Below are 16,345 nucleotides of genomic sequence, written 5' to 3'. Positions count from 1 at the left end.
TTCATGGCCAGCCCGCGTAACAAGCCGTCCCGTCGAGGCGCCACCTCGCAGCGTAAATCTGCTCGCCGCTCCGGCGACGGGTGGCGTATTCCCGGCTGGCTGTGGGGGGTGGCCGGGGTGGCCGCTGGCTTCTTCCTGGCGCAGCATCAGCACGGCACCGCCCCGTGGCAGGAGCAGAGCAGCACGCCCCAGGCCACGGTGCTGCCCAAGCCCTCCAGCGATGAGCGCGGAGACGCCCAGGGCACTGGGCAGGCAGCCTCGGCAGAGCCTGCCATGCCCACCTTCGAGTTCTACACGCTGCTTCCCGAAACCGAAGTCATCGCTCCGGGCGGCGCCATTCCGGCCAATATCACTCGGCCGGAAATCGCCGAGACTGCCGCAGAGGCCGCCAGCGACGCAGCAGCCTCGGACGACACGTCGCCAGGCGACATCGGCAGCAGCGCCAACGACCCGATTGCTCAGGTCATTGCCGCCAACACGCGGCCCAACGAACAGGCCGCCGTGGCAGCTACCCAGCCGCCTGCCGCCGCCAGCACAAGTTCCAGCACGCCGAACCGCTACGTGCTGCAGGCCGCCTCGTTTCGCGACCTCAGCGACGCCGAGCAGCTGCGCGGCCGGCTGCGCAACCTGAGCTTGCTGGCTCAGATCAGCGAAGTGCAGGCCAATGGCGACACCTGGCACCGTGTACAGGTAGGTCCTTACGAGGATACCCGAGAGCTGAACCGCGCCCAGGACCTGATGAGCACCCAAGGGATCGAACCCCTGCTGATACAGCTGCAGAACTGAGCTATCCCCCTGACCGCGCCTGAAGGCGCGGTTTTATCACCTGGCTTTCTCGAGCGGGCGGTTGATTTTTCATCAGCCGCCCGCATTTTGTTGGGAATCGCTTTTTTTACGGTCACCCGACGTGGCCGATCAGTCATCGGGAGCGCGTCTCCCCCAAGGAGTTATCTCCATGACCACCATTGTCTCCGTTCGCCGCGGTAACCAGGTCGCCCTCGCTGGCGACGGCCAAGTGTCGCTGGGCAACACCGTGATGAAAGGCAACGCCAGCAAAGTTCGCCGCCTCTATCGCGGCAAGGTACTGGCCGGTTTTGCCGGCGGCACTGCGGATGCCTTTACCCTGTTCGAACGTTTCGAAGCCCAGCTGGAGAAGTATCAGGGCCATCTCACCAAGGCGGCCGTGGAGCTTGCCAAGGATTGGCGCACCGACCGCGCCCTGCGCCGCCTGGAAGCACTGCTGGCCGTGGCCGACCACAGTGCCTCGCTGATCATCACCGGCAACGGTGACGTGGTCGAACCCGAACGCGGCATCATCGCCATCGGCTCGGGGGGCAACTTCGCCCAGGCCAGCGCTCGCGCGCTGCTCGAGAACACCGATCTCTCCGCCCGTGAAATCACCGAAAAATCCCTGCAAATCGCGGGTGACATCTGCGTATTCACTAACCATCACGTCACGCTCGAAGAGCTGAACATCGACGACCGTTGAGGCCCCGTTATGACTCAGATGACACCCCGTGAAATCGTCCATGCGCTGGACCAGTACATCATCGGCCAGCAGGATGCCAAACGCGCCGTCGCCATTGCGCTGCGCAACCGCTGGCGGCGCATGCAGCTCGACGATGACCTGCGCCCGGAGGTCACCCCCAAGAACATTCTGATGATCGGCCCCACCGGCGTGGGTAAAACCGAAATCGCTCGCCGCCTGGCCAAACTGGCCCGTGCGCCCTTCATCAAGGTCGAAGCCACCAAGTTCACGGAAGTGGGCTACGTGGGTCGCGACGTGGAGTCGATCATCCGCGACCTGATGGAAGCCGCCATCAAGATGGTGCGCGAGCATGCCAAGGAAGAAGTCGGCCACCGCGCCGAGGATGCCGCCGAAGACCGCGTTCTCGATGCGCTGCTGCCGCCGCCCCGAGGCCAGGAAGAGCAGCCCCGGGACGATAGCAGCACGCGCCAGCTGTTCCGCAAGAAACTGCGCGAAGGCCAGCTGGACGACAAGGAAATCGACATCGAAATCACCGCCCAGAGCCAGGGCATCGACATCATGACGCCGCCGGGCATGGAGGAGATGACCAGCCAGCTGCAGAGCCTGTTCTCCAACATGGGCCAGCACAAACGTGAAAAGCGTCGCGTCACCGTCAAGGAAGCTTTGGTGCTGCTGCGTGACGAGGAAGCGGGCAAGCTGGTCAACGAAGAGGAGATCAAGGCACGCGCCGTCGAGGCCGTCGAACAGCACGGTATCGTCTTCCTGGATGAGATCGACAAGGTGGCCAAGGGCAGCGGCCAGTCCAGCGGTGGAGAAGTGTCACGCGAGGGCGTTCAGCGCGACCTGCTGCCGCTGATCGAAGGCTCCACGGTGTCGACCAAATATGGCATGGTGAAGACCGACCATATCCTGTTCATCGCCTCCGGTGCTTTCCACCTGGCGCGGCCTTCCGACCTGATCCCCGAGCTACAGGGTCGTTTGCCCATTCGCGTGGAGCTGGACGCTCTCACTCCCGGAGACTTCAAGCGCATCCTCACCGAGCCTTCCGCCTCGCTGACCAAGCAGTATCAGGCGCTGCTGGGCACCGAAGGGCTGGACGTGGAGTTCACTCCCGACGGCATCGAGCGCATCGCGGAGATCTCCTGGCAGGTCAACGAAGGCACCGAGAACATCGGCGCGCGCCGCCTGCACACGGTCATGGAGCGGCTGCTGGAAGAAGCCTCGTTCAAAGGCGGCGATATGGATAGCCCGCTGGTGATCGATGCAGATTACGTCAACGCGCAGCTGGGAGAACTGGCGGTAGACGAAGATCTCTCCCGCTATATTCTGTAACGTCTGCCGCACCCCGACACCTGGCCACCCCGGCCAGGTGTCACTCGTGCCTGAGCGACGTAACGCCAACCATGAGTGCCCCGACCATGAACGCCTCCAACCCCCACACGTCTACCCACACTCCCTCTACCACCGACGCCCCGGTCCCCACCCGAGTGCACTACCACAAGCAGGCCCGCGAGCTGGAACTCGGCTACGCCTCGGGCGACACCTACCGGCTGCCCGTGGAGCTGCTGCGCGTCTACTCCCCTTCTGCCGAAGTGCGTGGCCACGGTGGCGACACGGCGGTCCTGCAAGTGGGCAAGAAAGACGTCGGCCTGCAGAACATCACCCAGGCGGGCAACTACGCTCTCAAGCTGCACTTCGACGATGGCCACGACAGCGGCCTCTACAGCTGGAACTACCTGCACGACCTCGCGACGCATCAACACGCCTACTGGAACAACTACCTCGAGCGGCTGGAAGCAGCAGGCGCCTCCCGCGAGCCTGCGGGCATTCAATTCAAGCAGCTGTGACGCCGCGCCCCAGGTGAAGCGCAGACAAAGCAGGCTCGAGAAGGCTACAATGTTGCCAATCAATGATTGCGATGACCTTATGGTCGACTACTACCGCCTCGAACTCGGGAGCTGAAGCCCCATGAGCCCCACGGAAAAACGCACCACCCATTTTGGCTACCAGGAAGTCCCGGTCGACGAAAAAGCCTCACGCGTCGCCGACGTCTTCCACTCGGTCGCCGCTCGCTACGACGTCATGAACGACCTGATGTCCATGGGCATCCACCGTGTGTGGAAGCGCCTCACCATCGAGCGTGCTGGCGTTCGCCCCGGCCATCATGTGCTGGACATCGCTGGCGGCACGGGGGACCTGACCCTCAAGTTCTCGCGTCTGGTCGGCCCCCGCGGCAAGGTCGTTCTGGCCGACATCAACGCCTCCATGCTCAAGGTAGGCCGCGACAAGCTGATGGACAACGGCGTCGGTGGCAACGTCGAGTACGTCCAGGCCAATGCCGAGTGCCTGCCCTTCCCGGACAACAGTTTCGACTGCATCACCATCGCCTTTGGCCTGCGCAACGTGACCGACAAGGACGCCGCGCTGCGCTCCATGGCAAGGGTACTCAAGCCCGGCGGCCGCCTGCTGGTGCTGGAGTTTTCCAAGCCCAACAACCCGCTGCTCTCCAAAGCCTACGATGAGTACTCGTTCCGGCTGTTGCCCAAAATGGGCGAACTGGTCGCCGGCGACGGCGAAAGCTACCGCTACCTGGCCGAATCGATCCGCATGCACCCCGACCAGGAAACCCTGAAGGGCATGATGGAAACCGCCGGGCTCGATCGAGTGGAGTACACCAACCTGACCGGCGGCATCGTCGCCCTGCACCGCGGCATCAAGCTATGACGCCTCGCACGCTGACCCACCGGACGACGAGGCCCGCATGCTAGTCACCCCGACCCTGCTGCTGGCCGGTTGTGAACGAACGCTGAACGCACTGCTTGCCCGTGACCCTGCTGCCCCTGGGCGGCTGGCCGCACTGGCGGGCAGCCGTCTGCTGGTGCGTCTGGAAAAGCCACAGCTGGCGCTGCTGCTTTGCTATCACAATGCCGGACTGGACCTGCAGCACGGCGACGACGTCGATGAAAGCGACGTGGATGCGGTGGTCGAACTGACCCCGGAAACCCTCTCGGAGTGGCTCAGCGGCGCCTCCGTGGAGCGGCTGATGTTCGAGGGCAAGCTGGCCATTCGGGGGCATGTCCACTTATTGGAAGCTACCCGAGAGCTGCTGCTGGACCTGGAGGTCGACTGGGAAGGTGAGCTGGCACACTGGCTGGGCGACATGCCTGCCCATTCGCTGGCCGAAGGGCTGCGCCGCGCGGCACGCTGGGGGCTACGCGCCAAGGACGAGCTACTGCAGGATGTGTCGGAGTATGTCTTCGAAGAGGCACGCCTGCTGCCAGGCCGCCAGCAGCGCGACGTGCTGCGCGACCACCTCACCGAGCTGGAAATTGCCACCGACCGCCTGGATGCCAGACTGCAGCGCCTGAATCGGCGTCTCACGCAGTTGGCCAAGGCCAATGCGTCCGAGGAGCCGAGCGAATGAGCCTGCGGCTGTTCAAGATCGTCTGGGTAGTGACTCGGCATCGCCTGGATACCCTCGTACCTGCCGAGCGCATGCCGCTCTGGCTGCGGCTACTGACTCGCTTTTCGCCCCTCCAACTGGTGCCGGTGGGCAGCCGCAGTCGCGGCGAGCGCCTGCGACTGGCGCTGGAGGCACTGGGCCCGATCTTCATCAAATTCGGCCAAATGCTCTCGACCCGCCGCGACCTGCTGCCGGAAGACATTGCCGACGAGCTGAAACGCCTGCAGGATCAGGTGCCGCCCTTTGCTGGCGAGCTGGCAGCGGCCCGGGTGGAGAAAGAGCTGGGCATGACCCTGGTGGAGGCCTTTGCGGCCTTCGACCGCGTGCCCCTCGCCTCGGCCTCCATTGCCCAGGTGCATGCCGCCACCCTGCACGGTGGCGAAGAGGTAGTGGTCAAGATCATTCGCCCCGGCATCGACCGAATCATGCGTCAGGACATGGGGCTGATGTACCAGGTGGCGAAGCTGCTGGCCAAAGTGCCCGAAGCCAGACGCCTGCGCCCGGTAGAAGTCATTCGCGACTATGAAGCCACCCTGTTCGACGAGCTGGACCTCTACAAGGAGGCGGCCAACACCTCCCAGCTCAAGCGTAACTTCAAGGACTCGCCGCTCCTCTTCGTGCCCACCATCTACTGGCCCTACACGCGGCGACACGTGATGGTGCAGGAGCGCATTCGCGGCGTACCGGTGGCCGACCTGGAGACCTTGCGGGCCCGCGGCACCAATCTGAAAAAGCTCGCCGAGCGCGGCGTGGAGCTGTTCTTCACCCAGGTATTCCGGGACAACTTCTTCCACGCGGACATGCATCCCGGCAATATCTTCGTCAACTGTGACGACCCGGACGACCCCCAGTACATCGCCATCGACTGCGGTATCGTGGGCAGCCTCACCCGGGAAGACCAGGATTACCTGGCGCGCAACCTGCTGGCCTTTTTCCATCAGGACTATTACGAGGTGGCCTCCCTGCACATCGAGTCGGGATGGGTGGGCGAGAACACCCGTGCCAACGAATTTGCCGCGGCCATTCGTACCGTGTGCGAACCGATTCTGGAAAAGCCTCTGAAGGATATTTCCTTTGGGCAGGTGCTGCTGGGGCTGTTTCAAACGGCGCGACGCTTCAACATGGAAGTTCAGCCGCAGCTGGTGCTGCTGCAGAAAACCCTGCTCAACATCGAAGGGCTGGGGCGTCAGCTCTACCCGGAGCTGGACCTGTGGAGCACCGCCAAGCCCTACCTGGAGAAGTGGATGAGAGAGCGCGCGGGTATCGGCGGGCTCTGGGCATCGCTCAAGCGCCAGGCGCCGGAGCTTTCGCATCAGCTGCCAGAGCTGCCGGTGCTGGCACATCAGGCGCTCAGCCGCATGGAACATGAACACCGCCAGCGGCATCAGCAGGTCACCGCGCTCAGCCAGATGCGCCACCAGTTGAAACAACAGGGCAAACGCCAGCATCGGCTGCGTATCGGCCTGGCACTAGTGGCCATCGCGCTTGCCTGGCAGCCGCTGAGCAGTTGGGCCGCCACCCAGGATTGGCCGATTCTGGCAGCTGCCGGGGTCGGGTTGCTGCTGCTGATCTGGCAGTGAGCCTTTCCAGCGCGTGCCGGATGACACTCTATTGCGATGAATAACGAGAACACCATGACAGATGCCAACCAAGCTCCCGTACTGGACGCTCTGGCCGACGTTTTGAAACAGCGTCGCCATGCGCAACCAGAAGAATCTTATGTTGCCTCCTTGCATCATAAGGGTTTGAACAAGATACTCGAGAAAGTGGGCGAAGAGGCCACCGAAACGCTGCTGGCCGCCAAGGATGCCGAGCACGGCGATGAGCAGGCCCGTCAAGCGTTGATCGCCGAAACGGCCGACCTGTGGTTTCATAGCCTGGTCATGCTGTCGCATCTGGACCTGGACCATCAGCCCGTGCTGGACGAGCTTGCGCGACGGTTTGGAATCTCTGGTCACGACGAAAAAGCGTCCCGATCACAACGTTAACCCTGCATCCATGAGGAAACGCATATGTTAGGTGGTATCAGTATTTGGCAGCTGCTGATTGTTCTGGGCATCATCATCCTGATTTTCGGCACCAAGAAACTGCGTAACGTGGGCACCGACCTGGGCGGCGCGGTCAAGGGCTTCAAGAAAGCCATGCACGAGGAAGAGAAGGACGGCGACAAGCCCTCTGACCAGCCTCAGGCCAAGGTCGCCCATGAAGAGAACGGCAACACCTATGACGTTCAAGCTGAGCAGAAGCCAGCGGCAGACGTTCACTCTGGCGACCGCAACGAAGAGCGCAAATAACCCATGCTGGATATCGGCTTTCTTGAACTCATGCTCATCGGCGTCGTGGCACTGCTGGTGCTGGGCCCGGAACGCCTGCCCAAGGCGGCGCGCACGGCGGGTCTATGGATCGGCAAGATCAAGCGCACGGTATCCGGTATGCAGCGTGAAATCAGTGCCCAACTGGAAGCCGAAGAGCTGCGGCAAAAGCTGAATGAGCAGCAGAAAAAGCTCGATGACAGCCTGAAAAAAGCCAAGCAGGATGTCGAGAGCATTGCTGACGCCCCTTCAGCCTCGTCTGCCCAGCCTTCCGCCCAGGCAGACACCGAACAGCGGGTGGCCAGGGCCAGCGCACGACTGGATGACGCTTTGCAGACCGTGCGTGAAGACCTGCCGAGCGACACCGATACGGCCGATCAAAAGGATAGACCCCACTCATGAGCATGTCTGGCAACTCCCAGCCACCGCAAAACGACCAGGGCCAGGCGCCTCTCATCGAGCATCTGATCGAGCTGCGTTCGCGCTTGATGAAGGCGGTTGTGGTGATCCTGGTGATTTTCCTGGGGCTCTATGCCTTTGCCAACGATATCTACACCTTCGTGGCCGAGCCGCTGATGGCACTGCTGCCCGAAGGCTCCCAGATGATTGCCACCGAGGTCGCCTCGCCCTTCCTGGCCCCCTTCAAGCTGACGCTGGTGGTGGCGGTCTTCATTGCCATTCCTTTCGTGCTGCACCAGGCCTGGGCCTTCGTGGCGCCGGGGCTTTACGATAACGAGAAAGCGCTGGCCATTCCGATTCTCGTTTCCAGCGTGGCGCTGTTTTATGCCGGGGCAGCGTTTGCCTATTACGTGGTGTTTCCGCTGCTGTTCGAGTTTTTTACCCAAACGGGGCCGGAAAATGTCGCGGTGATGACCGACATCAACCAGTATCTGAATTTCGTGCTCAAGCTGTTCTTTGCGTTTGGCGTGGCCTTTGAAATACCCATCGCCACGTTCCTGCTGATTCTCTCCGGCGCGACGACCGTGGAAAGCCTGTCGAAAAAGCGCCCGTATATCATTCTGGGGTGCTTTGTCGTCGGTATGCTGCTGACGCCACCCGATGTGATTTCTCAGAGCCTGCTGGCGATTCCCATGTACTTGTTGTACGAAGTGGGGTTGCTGTTTGGCCGTCTGGTGCGCAAGCCCAGAAACGCCAAGCAAGCGCAGGCCGAGGAAGAGCAGACCGACTAGCCGTAGTGAATGCTGACGGCCATTAAAAAGCCTCTGTCATCCCACGATGACAGAGGCTTTTTCCCTACGGGCGGGCTTGCCAGCCAGCCTAGCCCATCATTTCATCGATACGGTCCACCAGCTTGAAGATGCCCGTGGCGGCTTCACTGATATGCGTTGCCAGCATATAGGCAGGCGTGGTGACCACGCGATGTTCGAGATCCACGACGATCTCTTCTACGCCGCAGCTACGGTGCAGCCCCCCCATGGCGCTGATCGCACCCGCCACACCGGGGTCATGCCCTACCGTCACGGCAATGCCATCCCCCAGCAGCCGTGGCACCATGACCGGGGCAATGCACATCAAGCCAATCGGTTTGGCGTCTTCCTTGAACCCTGCCAGCGCCTCCTTGACGCTTTCCAGCACCTGCATCTCGTCGCCTTGCATGGCAAAGTCGGACAGGTTCTTGGCAACGCCAAAGCCGCCAGGCACGATCACCGCATCGAAGTCATCGGACACCAGCTCGGTGATCGGACTGATCTCGCCACGCGCCAGACGGGCCGACTCCTGCAGCACATTGCGTCGCTCACCCTCCACCGGCGTCTGATCCAGGTGGTTGATGACATGGTGCTGCTCTACATCGGGTGCAAAGCAGCGATACCCGATGCCCAACTGATCTAGACGCAGCAGTGTCAGGGTCGTTTCGTAGATTTCCGAACCGTCGAACACGCCACAGCCGGCTAATACCACCGCTACCTGCTTGGTCATACCTCTCTCCTTGTCGAAGCCATGCGAATGGCTGAGTGACTCACTTTAGTCAGTCTGCCCTGCGGCCACAAGGCGGCTTTCGCTGCATGGCATGACTGATATACTCAACCCACGCCCAGAGAGTTGACCGCGCTGTTGGCCAATGCTCGTGGGGCACCCTTTTCGAGACTGCCTGGAGAGAGCCGTTGAACACCTCAAGCCCGCGCCACTTCCCCGCCACCCGAATGCGCCGCATGCGCCGGGACGACTTCTCACGCCGCTTGATGCAGGAGTCGACCCTGACGCCCAACGACCTGATTCTGCCGGTGTTCGTGCTGGAAGGCGAAAATCAGCGTGAAGCGGTGGCCTCCATGCCCGGCGTGGAGCGTCTGTCCATCGACCTGCTGATCGAGCAAGCCAAGGAGGCCCATGCCCTGGGCATACCGGCCCTGGCACTGTTTCCGGTGATCGGCGCCGAGCAAAAAAGCGAGCTGGCCGAAGAGGCCTACAACGCCAGTGGCCTGGTACAGCGCACCGTGCGTGCCCTCAAGGAAGCCGTGCCAGAGCTTGGCATCATCACCGATGTGGCCCTGGACCCCTACACCAGCCACGGTCAGGACGGCATTCTCGATGCTCAAGGCTACGTGCAAAACGACCGTACGGTGGACACGCTGCTCAAGCAGGCTCTTTCTCATGCGGAAGCCGGCGCCGACGTCGTGGCCCCCTCCGACATGATGGATGGCCGGATTGGTGCGATTCGCCAGGTACTGGAGCAGGAGCAGCTGCACAACGTGCGCATCATGGCGTACAGCGCCAAGTACGCGTCGAACTACTACGGCCCCTTCCGGGATGCCGTCGGCTCCGCCGCCAACCTGGGCAAGGCCGACAAACGCACCTATCAGATGGACCCCGCCAACAGCGACGAAGCACTGCACGAAGTGGCGCTGGACATCGCCGAAGGCGCCGACATGGTGATGGTCAAGCCAGGCATGCCTTACCTTGACGTGGTGCGGCGTGTCAAAAGCGAGCTGCAGGTGCCGACCTTCGCCTATCAGGTGAGCGGTGAGTACGCCATGCACCGCGCGGCTTTCGACAACGGCTGGCTGGCCGCAGAGCCGGTGATTCTCGAATCGCTGATGTGTTTCAAACGGGCAGGTGCCGACGGCATATTGACCTACTTCGCGTTGGAAGCGGCGCGTCTTTTGCAGCGCTGACGCCATCAAGATGACAAATCGGTGACACCTGTTTGTCATCTTCCCCCTGCATACTTGACGCAATTCGCGTTATAACAAGCAGCATGGGCAAGCGCCATTACCGCAGGGGGCCAGCATGGAAGACAATTCAGCCGATTCCAACACCGATGTCAGCAGTGCAGTGCCCGGTAACGAGACTTTCGTTAGCGACAGTACCGAGGTACTGCCTTTACGGGTCAACCGTACACCGACAGGAGTACAGGCCCGTGAAGTACTCCCGGAAGCCAACCTGGATGACCCACAGCTCTACTTCAATCGAGAGCTTTCGCACCTGCAGTTCAATATTCGCGTGCTGGAGCAGGCGCTGGACGATGCGCACCCGCTGCTGAACCGCCTTATGTTCCTGCTGATCTTCTCGTCCAACATGGACGAATTCTTCGAAATCAGGGTCGCAGGGCTCAAACATCAAATGGCGCTGGGCGATGACACCACCGCGGCAGATGGCCGTTTGCCCAAAGCCGTGCTGGCAGAAATCTCAACCATTGCCCATCAGCAAATCGCCCGCCAGTACACGATTCTCAACGACACCCTGCTGCCCGCCTTGGAGGCTCAGGGGCTGCGCTTTCGTCGTCGCGACCAGTGGAACGAGGCGCAAAAGGCCTGGGCGCGTGAGTTTTTCGATAACGAGATCATGCCGGTCATCAGTCCCATCGGCCTGGACCCCTCGCATCCGTTCCCGCGACTTGTCAATAAAAGCCTCAACTTCATCGTCGAGCTGGAGGGCAAAGATGCCTTTGGCCGGGCTGGCGGCATGGCGATTCTGCCCGCACCGCGCTCGCTGCCTCGCTTGATGGCCTTGCCCAAGGAGCTGTGTGCAGAGGGCTACACCGAATACGTCTTTTTGTCTTCGCTCATCCATGCCCATGCCGAGGAGCTGTTCCCTGGCATGCGCGTGCGCGGCTGCTACCAGTTCCGCCTGACCCGCAATGCGGACATGAGCGTCGACCCCGAAGAGGTCTCCGACCTGGCATCGGCGTTACGCGGAGAGCTGCTGGCACGCCGCTATGGCAGCGGCGTACGCCTGGAGGTCGCCGATAACTGCCCGGACGACCTCATCAACTTCCTGCTGCGCCAGTTCGAGCTGGACAACGACGACCTGTATCGTGTGCAGGGCCCGGTGAACCTGACCCGCATGCTGGCCGTGCTGGGCGACGTGGACCGACCCGAGCTGCTCTATCGCCCGTTTACCCCCAGCGTGCCCAAGGGCTTGAAGGGCGGCAGCCTGTTCAGCGCCATTGCCAAAAGCGACATTCTGCTGCACCACCCCTTCCAGGCCTTCTCCCCCATCGAAGACCTGCTGCGCGAAGCCGCACGCGACCCGGACGTACTGGCGATCAAGCAGACGCTCTACCGCACCGGGGCCGACTCCTCCATCGTCAGCGCGCTGGTAGAAGCCGCCAGCCAGGGCAAAGAGGTCACCGTGGTCATCGAGCTACGGGCACGCTTCGACGAAGCAGACAACCTGCAGCTCGCCTCGCGCCTGCAGGAAGCCGGGGCCATCGTCATCTACGGCATCATGGCCTACAAGACCCACGCCAAAATGCTGCATATCGTCCGCCGTGAGCGCGGCGAGCTGCGTCACTATGCGCACCTGGGCACGGGCAACTACCACGCCAAGACCGCCAAGCTGTATACCGACTACAGCCTGCTGACCGCCAACAAGGCGCTGTGTGCCGACGTGCACAAGGTCTTCCAGCAGCTCTCGGGCATGGGCCGCGCGCGCAAGATCGATACGCTGCTGCACGCACCGTTCACGCTGCACGAGCGGCTGGTGGAAATGATCGACCGGGAAGCCCAGGTCGCCCGCAAGGGCAAACGTGGCCATATCATCATCAAGTGCAACTCGCTGACCGAGCCCAAGCTGATCAAGGCGCTTTACCGAGCCTCTCAGGCGGGCGTGGAGTGCGACCTGATCATTCGCGGCATGTGCTGCCTGAAACCCGGCGTGCCGGGCGTGTCGGACAACATTCGCGTGCGCTCGATCATTGGCCGCTTTCTGGAACATACCCGAGTCTTTCACTTCCATAACGACGGCAAACCGGAAATCTGGTGCTCCAGCGCCGACTTCATGTCGCGCAACATGTTCCACCGCGTGGAAACCTGCTTCCCGTTGCTGGACAAGAAGCTCGCCACCCGGGTGCGCAAGGACCTGGAGACCTACCTAGTCGATAACTGCCAGAGCTGGCTACTGCAGAGCGATGGCAGCTACCAGCTCCAGGACCCTGGCCACGGCGATGCCATCAGCGCCCAGGAAACGCTGCTCTACGCTTACGCCACGAAGAGCTGACGACGCCCAAGCACCCTGAGTGGCCGCCACCGTTGGAAACTCAGGGGGCGTCTGGATAGGGGAATGTTCGAGGGTATGCGACACTGTCATATGTGACGCTGAATAACAGCCAAGCTGTTTCATTACCTATGACAGATACTCACCATGATTGAGCTACGCCATTTGCGCACGCTGCTGGCACTGAGGGAAACGGGGTCGCTGGTGGAAGCCGCCGAGCGCGTGCACCTCACCCAGTCGGCGCTTTCCCACCAGTTGAAAGACCTGGAAGGCCGTATCGATAGCGCGCTGTTCGTGCGCAAGACGCGCCCCGTGGAATTTACCCGCGCCGGTTTGCGCCTGTTGGCGCTGGCCGATGACATTTTGCCCGAAGTACGCAAGGCCGAGCGAGACCTGGCGCGCTTGGCAGGCACCGAGCAGGGACGCCTGCACATGGCCATCGAATGCCACAGCTGCTTTCAGTGGCTGATGCCCACCGTAGACTATTTTCGTGATCACTGGCCGGAGGTGGAAATCGACATTCCCAGCGGCCACCATTTCGACCCGCTACCTGCCCTGGCCCGCGAACAGCTGGACCTGGTCATCACCGCCGATCCTCAGCCGCTGGAAGGGGTGCACTACGAGCCATTGTTTCGTTACGAGGGGTTGTTGGCCGTAGCCCGACAGCATCGCCTGGCGGGCAGTGCCTATGTTCTGCCCGCCGCTCTGGCCGAAGAGACGTTGATCACCTACCCGGTGGAGCAGTCACGACTGGACGTCTTCACCCAATTTCTGACGCCCGCCAATGTGCGCCCCAAGGAGATTCGTACGGCCGAATTGACCATCATGATGATGCAGCTGGTGGCCAGCGGCCGTGGGGTTTGCGCGCTGCCCAACTGGGCCTTGACCGAGTATCTGGAGCGCCACTACGTCAGTGCCATCAAGCTGGGCGAACAGGGTATCTGGAGCACGCTGTACGCGGCCATTCGTGAAGAGACCATGGAGGCGCCGTGGATGCAGGACTTTTTACGCACGGCTCAGGAGACTTCCTTTGCGGTACTCTCCGGGATCAGGCCGGCGAATCGCGACGAGGAATGAGCAGGGTAAAGCGGGCGCCGCCCAGCGCTGGGCTGCTGTCCACGGTGACGCTGCCGCCATGGCCACTCATGATTTTCTGCACGATGGACAACCCCAGGCCATACCCGCCCGAGCTGCGGGCTCGGCTATCGTCCAGCCGGGCAAACGGCTTGAAGATATCGGCACGAGCTTCCGGCGGTATGCCCGGCCCATCGTCTTCCACGTCGATGCGCACGAGGTGGGGTTCATCCCAGAGCCGAATGATCACCTGTGATTTGCTGTAACGACAGGCATTGCCGACCAGATTCTGTAGCGCCCGTTGAAGATAGCGAGGCTCGGCCAGCAGTTCGATGTCTGGGCCAGGGTCGAGCTCAAGCGTGAGGCCTGCGTGCAGCGGGGCCAGGGTATCGATGACCCGGTTGGCCATGGCACGGCAGTCGACCAGACTCATTTCAAGCTCGGCACCGTGCAGGGTGTCTCCCCCCAACCGGGCATAGGTCAGAATCTCATCGACCAGTTCGTCCAGCTCGGCGATATCGGCATCGATACCCTGCAGCTGCCTCTGAATGGCTGGCTGGTCGGTCATGTCTTCCACCATCTGCACAGCAAAGCGGATACGCGCCACCGGGGTACGCAGCTCATGGGAGACCGCGCGGATCATCTCCTGCTGGCCACGGAGCAAGCTCTGCACCTGATTGGCCATACCGTTGAAAGCCATGCCGACACGGCCGAGAAAATCACCGCTTTCCACTTTTACACGGGTTTCCAGGCGGCCACTGGCGATGCGGGTTGCCGCCAGCTCCAGTCGCGCCATGCGTGATTCGATACTGCGCATGATCAGATAAACGATCAGGCTGAGCACGGCCATCAGGCCGACCAGCAAGGGGAGGTGCAAGTTGAGCGGCAGCGTATCGCCCCGCGTGACGGGGCCTGCCTGTAGCCACTGGGGCGTGTCACCCGGCGGGACGGGGAGCTGGTAGACCAGCGTGATGGCGAGCTTGTCGGACATCAGCCGAGTGATGACACCCCCCAGTGTCATCTGAAAGCGCTGTTCGGCGGTCAGGTCTTCTGGTGGTGCGCTCAGCAGCGTCAATGGCCAGCTACCAGAACGCAAGTGCCCCAGCGCCTGGGTACGCTCTGAGGGTGGCATATCTGCCAGCCACTCGCCCAGCGCTACCAAGGTCCCCTGCCACTGGCGCTCGCCCCAAGCGGCAAAATTCGCCTCCAGCACCCATGCCTCGTGCTGGCGTGACGAACCTGGCAGGCGCTGGCGCAGCTGCCAGGGGGGCTCCTCCACCAGCACGTTGCCTCGCTCGATACGTGTGCGCTCGAAGTAGCCCAGCGGCGTATCCGCCATGCGACGCAGCGCCAACTGCATGCCAAGCCGTTCGGCAAGCTCACCCAATAGCGCTTCCCGCTCGTCCTCTGCCACGCTGGCCAGGCGCTGAGTCATCATCGACATGGGCAACGCAGCCAGCTGTTCTCGGTAATCTTCCCGACGCACTTGCTCGATGAACGAGCGTCCCCCCAGTGCAATCAGGAACACCACGCACAGCGCCAGCCCGAGCAGCAGATAAAAACGTAAGAACGAGCCGTGACTCAGCACTCGCCGCATTGGGCGACCTCTCCTGGTTAGCTGTCCTTGACGAACAGATAGCCCTTGCTACGCACCGTCTTGATCCGGTGAGGCTGATTGGGGTCATCGCCAATCTTGGGTCGGATACGGGAGACCCGCACGTCGATCGAGCGATCCTGACCATCGTACTTGATGCCGCGCAGGTCGCTGAAAATCTCTTCACGCGTCAGTACCCGCCCAGCATTACGTGCCAACAACCACAAGAGGTCGAACTCGGCGCTGGTCAGATCGATCCGATCACCTGCCAGCCAGGCCTCGCGGGTGGCATTGTCGATTTCCAGGTTCTCGAACTTCAGGCGCATTTCACCATCGGGAGCAGGGCCGTCGGCACGTCGCAACAGGGCACGCATACGGGCCAGCAGCACCCTCGGCTGTACCGGCTTCGGTACGTAGTCATCGGCGCCCATTTCCAGCCCCAGCACCTGATCCAGGTCGTCGGTGCGCGCGGTGAGCATCATGATCGGCCCGGCGAAATTGGGCCGCACGCGGCGGCAGATGGCCAGGCCATCCTCACCGGGCAGCATGAGATCCAGAATCACCAGATCCGGCTGCAGCGTCAGGATACGATCTACCCCCTTGGCACCATCCGCCTCGATCGTCACTTGAAAGCCGTTGGCTTCCAGGTAGTCACGGGTGAGCTCCGCCAAGCGCTGATCATCTTCAATAATCAGCACATGATCCTGGTCGGGGTAGTCGGGCGTTACCGCCTCCTGCGACCCAAGTGCTTGAAATTGCTGTTCCAAGTGATCCACCATCCTTTTCCTTCACTCCGCTTAGGCAGTTTGTGTTGTCACCCGCACACCCCCTCTGCAACCGCAGGTTGTGACCGCTTTCAGGATACCCTAAAACCGAGGTAACGCCTGCCCTTTGATCAACGTTCAGTACCCATCTCCCTGACGTTTCCGTGGGTGGCTTGATTCTTCCACCATCAAGCG

At 61.9% G+C, this 16,345-nt stretch carries 17 protein-coding genes; 14 read left to right on the top strand and 3 right to left on the bottom strand.

The annotated features are described in order from the left end of the window. Window positions 1-3 precede the first annotated feature (3 nt). From FEU76_RS00510 to tatC, 11 genes are all read left to right on the top strand, one after another. Complete coding sequence (locus FEU76_RS00510) at window positions 4-786, top strand: SPOR domain-containing protein (protein ID WP_039181649.1); 783 nt, start codon at window positions 4-6, stop codon at window positions 784-786. Window positions 787-955: 169 nt separating this feature from the next. Continuing rightward, on the top strand, window positions 956-1,489 hold the full coding sequence (gene hslV, locus FEU76_RS00505) for an ATP-dependent protease subunit HslV (RefSeq protein WP_039181652.1): 534 nt from the start codon (window positions 956-958) through the stop codon (window positions 1,487-1,489). Window positions 1,490-1,498: 9 nt separating this feature from the next. Then, window positions 1,499-2,821, top strand: a complete 1,323-nt coding sequence (hslU, locus tag FEU76_RS00500) for an ATP-dependent protease ATPase subunit HslU (protein WP_039181655.1) — start codon at window positions 1,499-1,501, stop codon at window positions 2,819-2,821. 86 nt (window positions 2,822-2,907) lie between these two features. Then, window positions 2,908-3,336: a gamma-butyrobetaine hydroxylase-like domain-containing protein gene (locus tag FEU76_RS00495; protein ID WP_144980267.1), complete on the top strand. Its 429-nt coding sequence runs from the start codon at window positions 2,908-2,910 to the stop codon at window positions 3,334-3,336. Between the two features lie 121 nt (window positions 3,337-3,457). Next, a complete protein-coding gene (gene ubiE, locus FEU76_RS00490) occupies window positions 3,458-4,213 on the top strand; it encodes a bifunctional demethylmenaquinone methyltransferase/2-methoxy-6-polyprenyl-1,4-benzoquinol methylase UbiE (protein ID WP_096921472.1) in 756 nt (251 codons plus the stop codon). A 37-nt stretch (window positions 4,214-4,250) separates the two neighbouring features. Then, window positions 4,251-4,913 (top strand): ubiquinone biosynthesis accessory factor UbiJ, encoded by a 663-nt coding sequence (locus FEU76_RS00485; protein WP_144979494.1) that lies wholly within the window; start codon window positions 4,251-4,253, stop codon window positions 4,911-4,913. Then, the gene (ubiB, locus tag FEU76_RS00480; protein WP_096921474.1) at window positions 4,910-6,532 is read left to right on the top strand and encodes a ubiquinone biosynthesis regulatory protein kinase UbiB; all 1,623 of its coding nucleotides are present in this window, start codon (window positions 4,910-4,912) and stop codon (window positions 6,530-6,532) included. Before FEU76_RS00485 ends, ubiB begins: the two co-directional genes overlap by 4 nt. 54 nt (window positions 6,533-6,586) lie before the next feature. Then, window positions 6,587-6,940 carry a phosphoribosyl-ATP diphosphatase gene (locus tag FEU76_RS00475; protein ID WP_016916129.1) on the top strand — a complete coding sequence of 118 codons (354 nt, stop codon included), beginning with the start codon at window positions 6,587-6,589 and terminating at the stop codon, window positions 6,938-6,940. 24 nt (window positions 6,941-6,964) lie between these two features. After that, entirely contained in the window at window positions 6,965-7,246 is a 282-nt protein-coding gene (gene tatA / locus FEU76_RS00470) for a Sec-independent protein translocase subunit TatA (RefSeq protein ID WP_039181664.1), read from the top strand. A 3-nt stretch (window positions 7,247-7,249) separates the two neighbouring features. Continuing rightward, on the top strand, window positions 7,250-7,666 hold the full coding sequence (gene tatB / locus FEU76_RS00465) for a Sec-independent protein translocase protein TatB (RefSeq protein ID WP_039181667.1): 417 nt from the start codon (window positions 7,250-7,252) through the stop codon (window positions 7,664-7,666). Beyond that, on the top strand, window positions 7,663-8,454 hold the full coding sequence (gene tatC / locus FEU76_RS00460; RefSeq protein WP_144979492.1) for a twin-arginine translocase subunit TatC: 792 nt from the start codon (window positions 7,663-7,665) through the stop codon (window positions 8,452-8,454). Before tatB ends, tatC begins: the two co-directional genes overlap by 4 nt. 88 nt (window positions 8,455-8,542) lie before the next feature. Here tatC and elbB read toward each other — a convergent pair whose 3' ends face one another. Beyond that, entirely contained in the window at window positions 8,543-9,202 is a 660-nt protein-coding gene (elbB, locus tag FEU76_RS00455) for an isoprenoid biosynthesis glyoxalase ElbB (protein WP_144979490.1), read from the bottom strand. Between the two features lie 185 nt (window positions 9,203-9,387). Here elbB and hemB point away from each other — a divergent pair, with 185 nt between their 5' ends. The 3 genes from hemB to FEU76_RS00440 all read left to right on the top strand — a co-directional run bounded on the left by hemB (window position 9,388) and on the right by FEU76_RS00440 (window position 13,795). Continuing rightward, window positions 9,388-10,395, top strand: coding sequence for a porphobilinogen synthase (gene hemB / locus FEU76_RS00450; RefSeq protein ID WP_016916124.1), 1,008 nt, complete (start codon window positions 9,388-9,390; stop codon window positions 10,393-10,395). A 115-nt stretch (window positions 10,396-10,510) separates the two neighbouring features. Continuing rightward, window positions 10,511-12,721 (top strand): polyphosphate kinase 1, encoded by a 2,211-nt coding sequence (ppk1, locus tag FEU76_RS00445; protein ID WP_096921477.1) that lies wholly within the window; start codon window positions 10,511-10,513, stop codon window positions 12,719-12,721. A 144-nt stretch (window positions 12,722-12,865) separates the two neighbouring features. Further along, window positions 12,866-13,795, top strand: a complete 930-nt coding sequence (locus FEU76_RS00440) for a LysR family transcriptional regulator (RefSeq protein WP_144979488.1) — start codon at window positions 12,866-12,868, stop codon at window positions 13,793-13,795. Here the strand turns inward: FEU76_RS00440 and FEU76_RS00435 are convergent. Both FEU76_RS00435 and FEU76_RS00430 read right to left on the bottom strand, forming a co-directional pair. Further along, on the bottom strand, window positions 13,767-15,389 hold the full coding sequence (locus tag FEU76_RS00435; protein WP_096921479.1) for an ATP-binding protein: 1,623 nt from the start codon (window positions 15,387-15,389) through the stop codon (window positions 13,767-13,769). The genes FEU76_RS00440 and FEU76_RS00435 overlap by 29 nt on opposite strands. 17 nt (window positions 15,390-15,406) lie before the next feature. Beyond that, entirely contained in the window at window positions 15,407-16,165 is a 759-nt protein-coding gene (locus tag FEU76_RS00430) for a winged helix-turn-helix domain-containing protein (protein WP_016916119.1), read from the bottom strand. Window positions 16,166-16,345: the final 180 nt, after the last annotated feature.

Origin of the sequence: Halomonas sp. C22 (genome assembly GCF_007655045.1) — a bacterium.
Taxonomy (GTDB): Bacteria; Pseudomonadota; Gammaproteobacteria; order Pseudomonadales; family Halomonadaceae; genus Vreelandella; species Vreelandella hamiltonii.
Note: the sequence above shows the minus strand (reverse complement) of the source record. Positions and strands in the feature narration are given on the sequence as shown.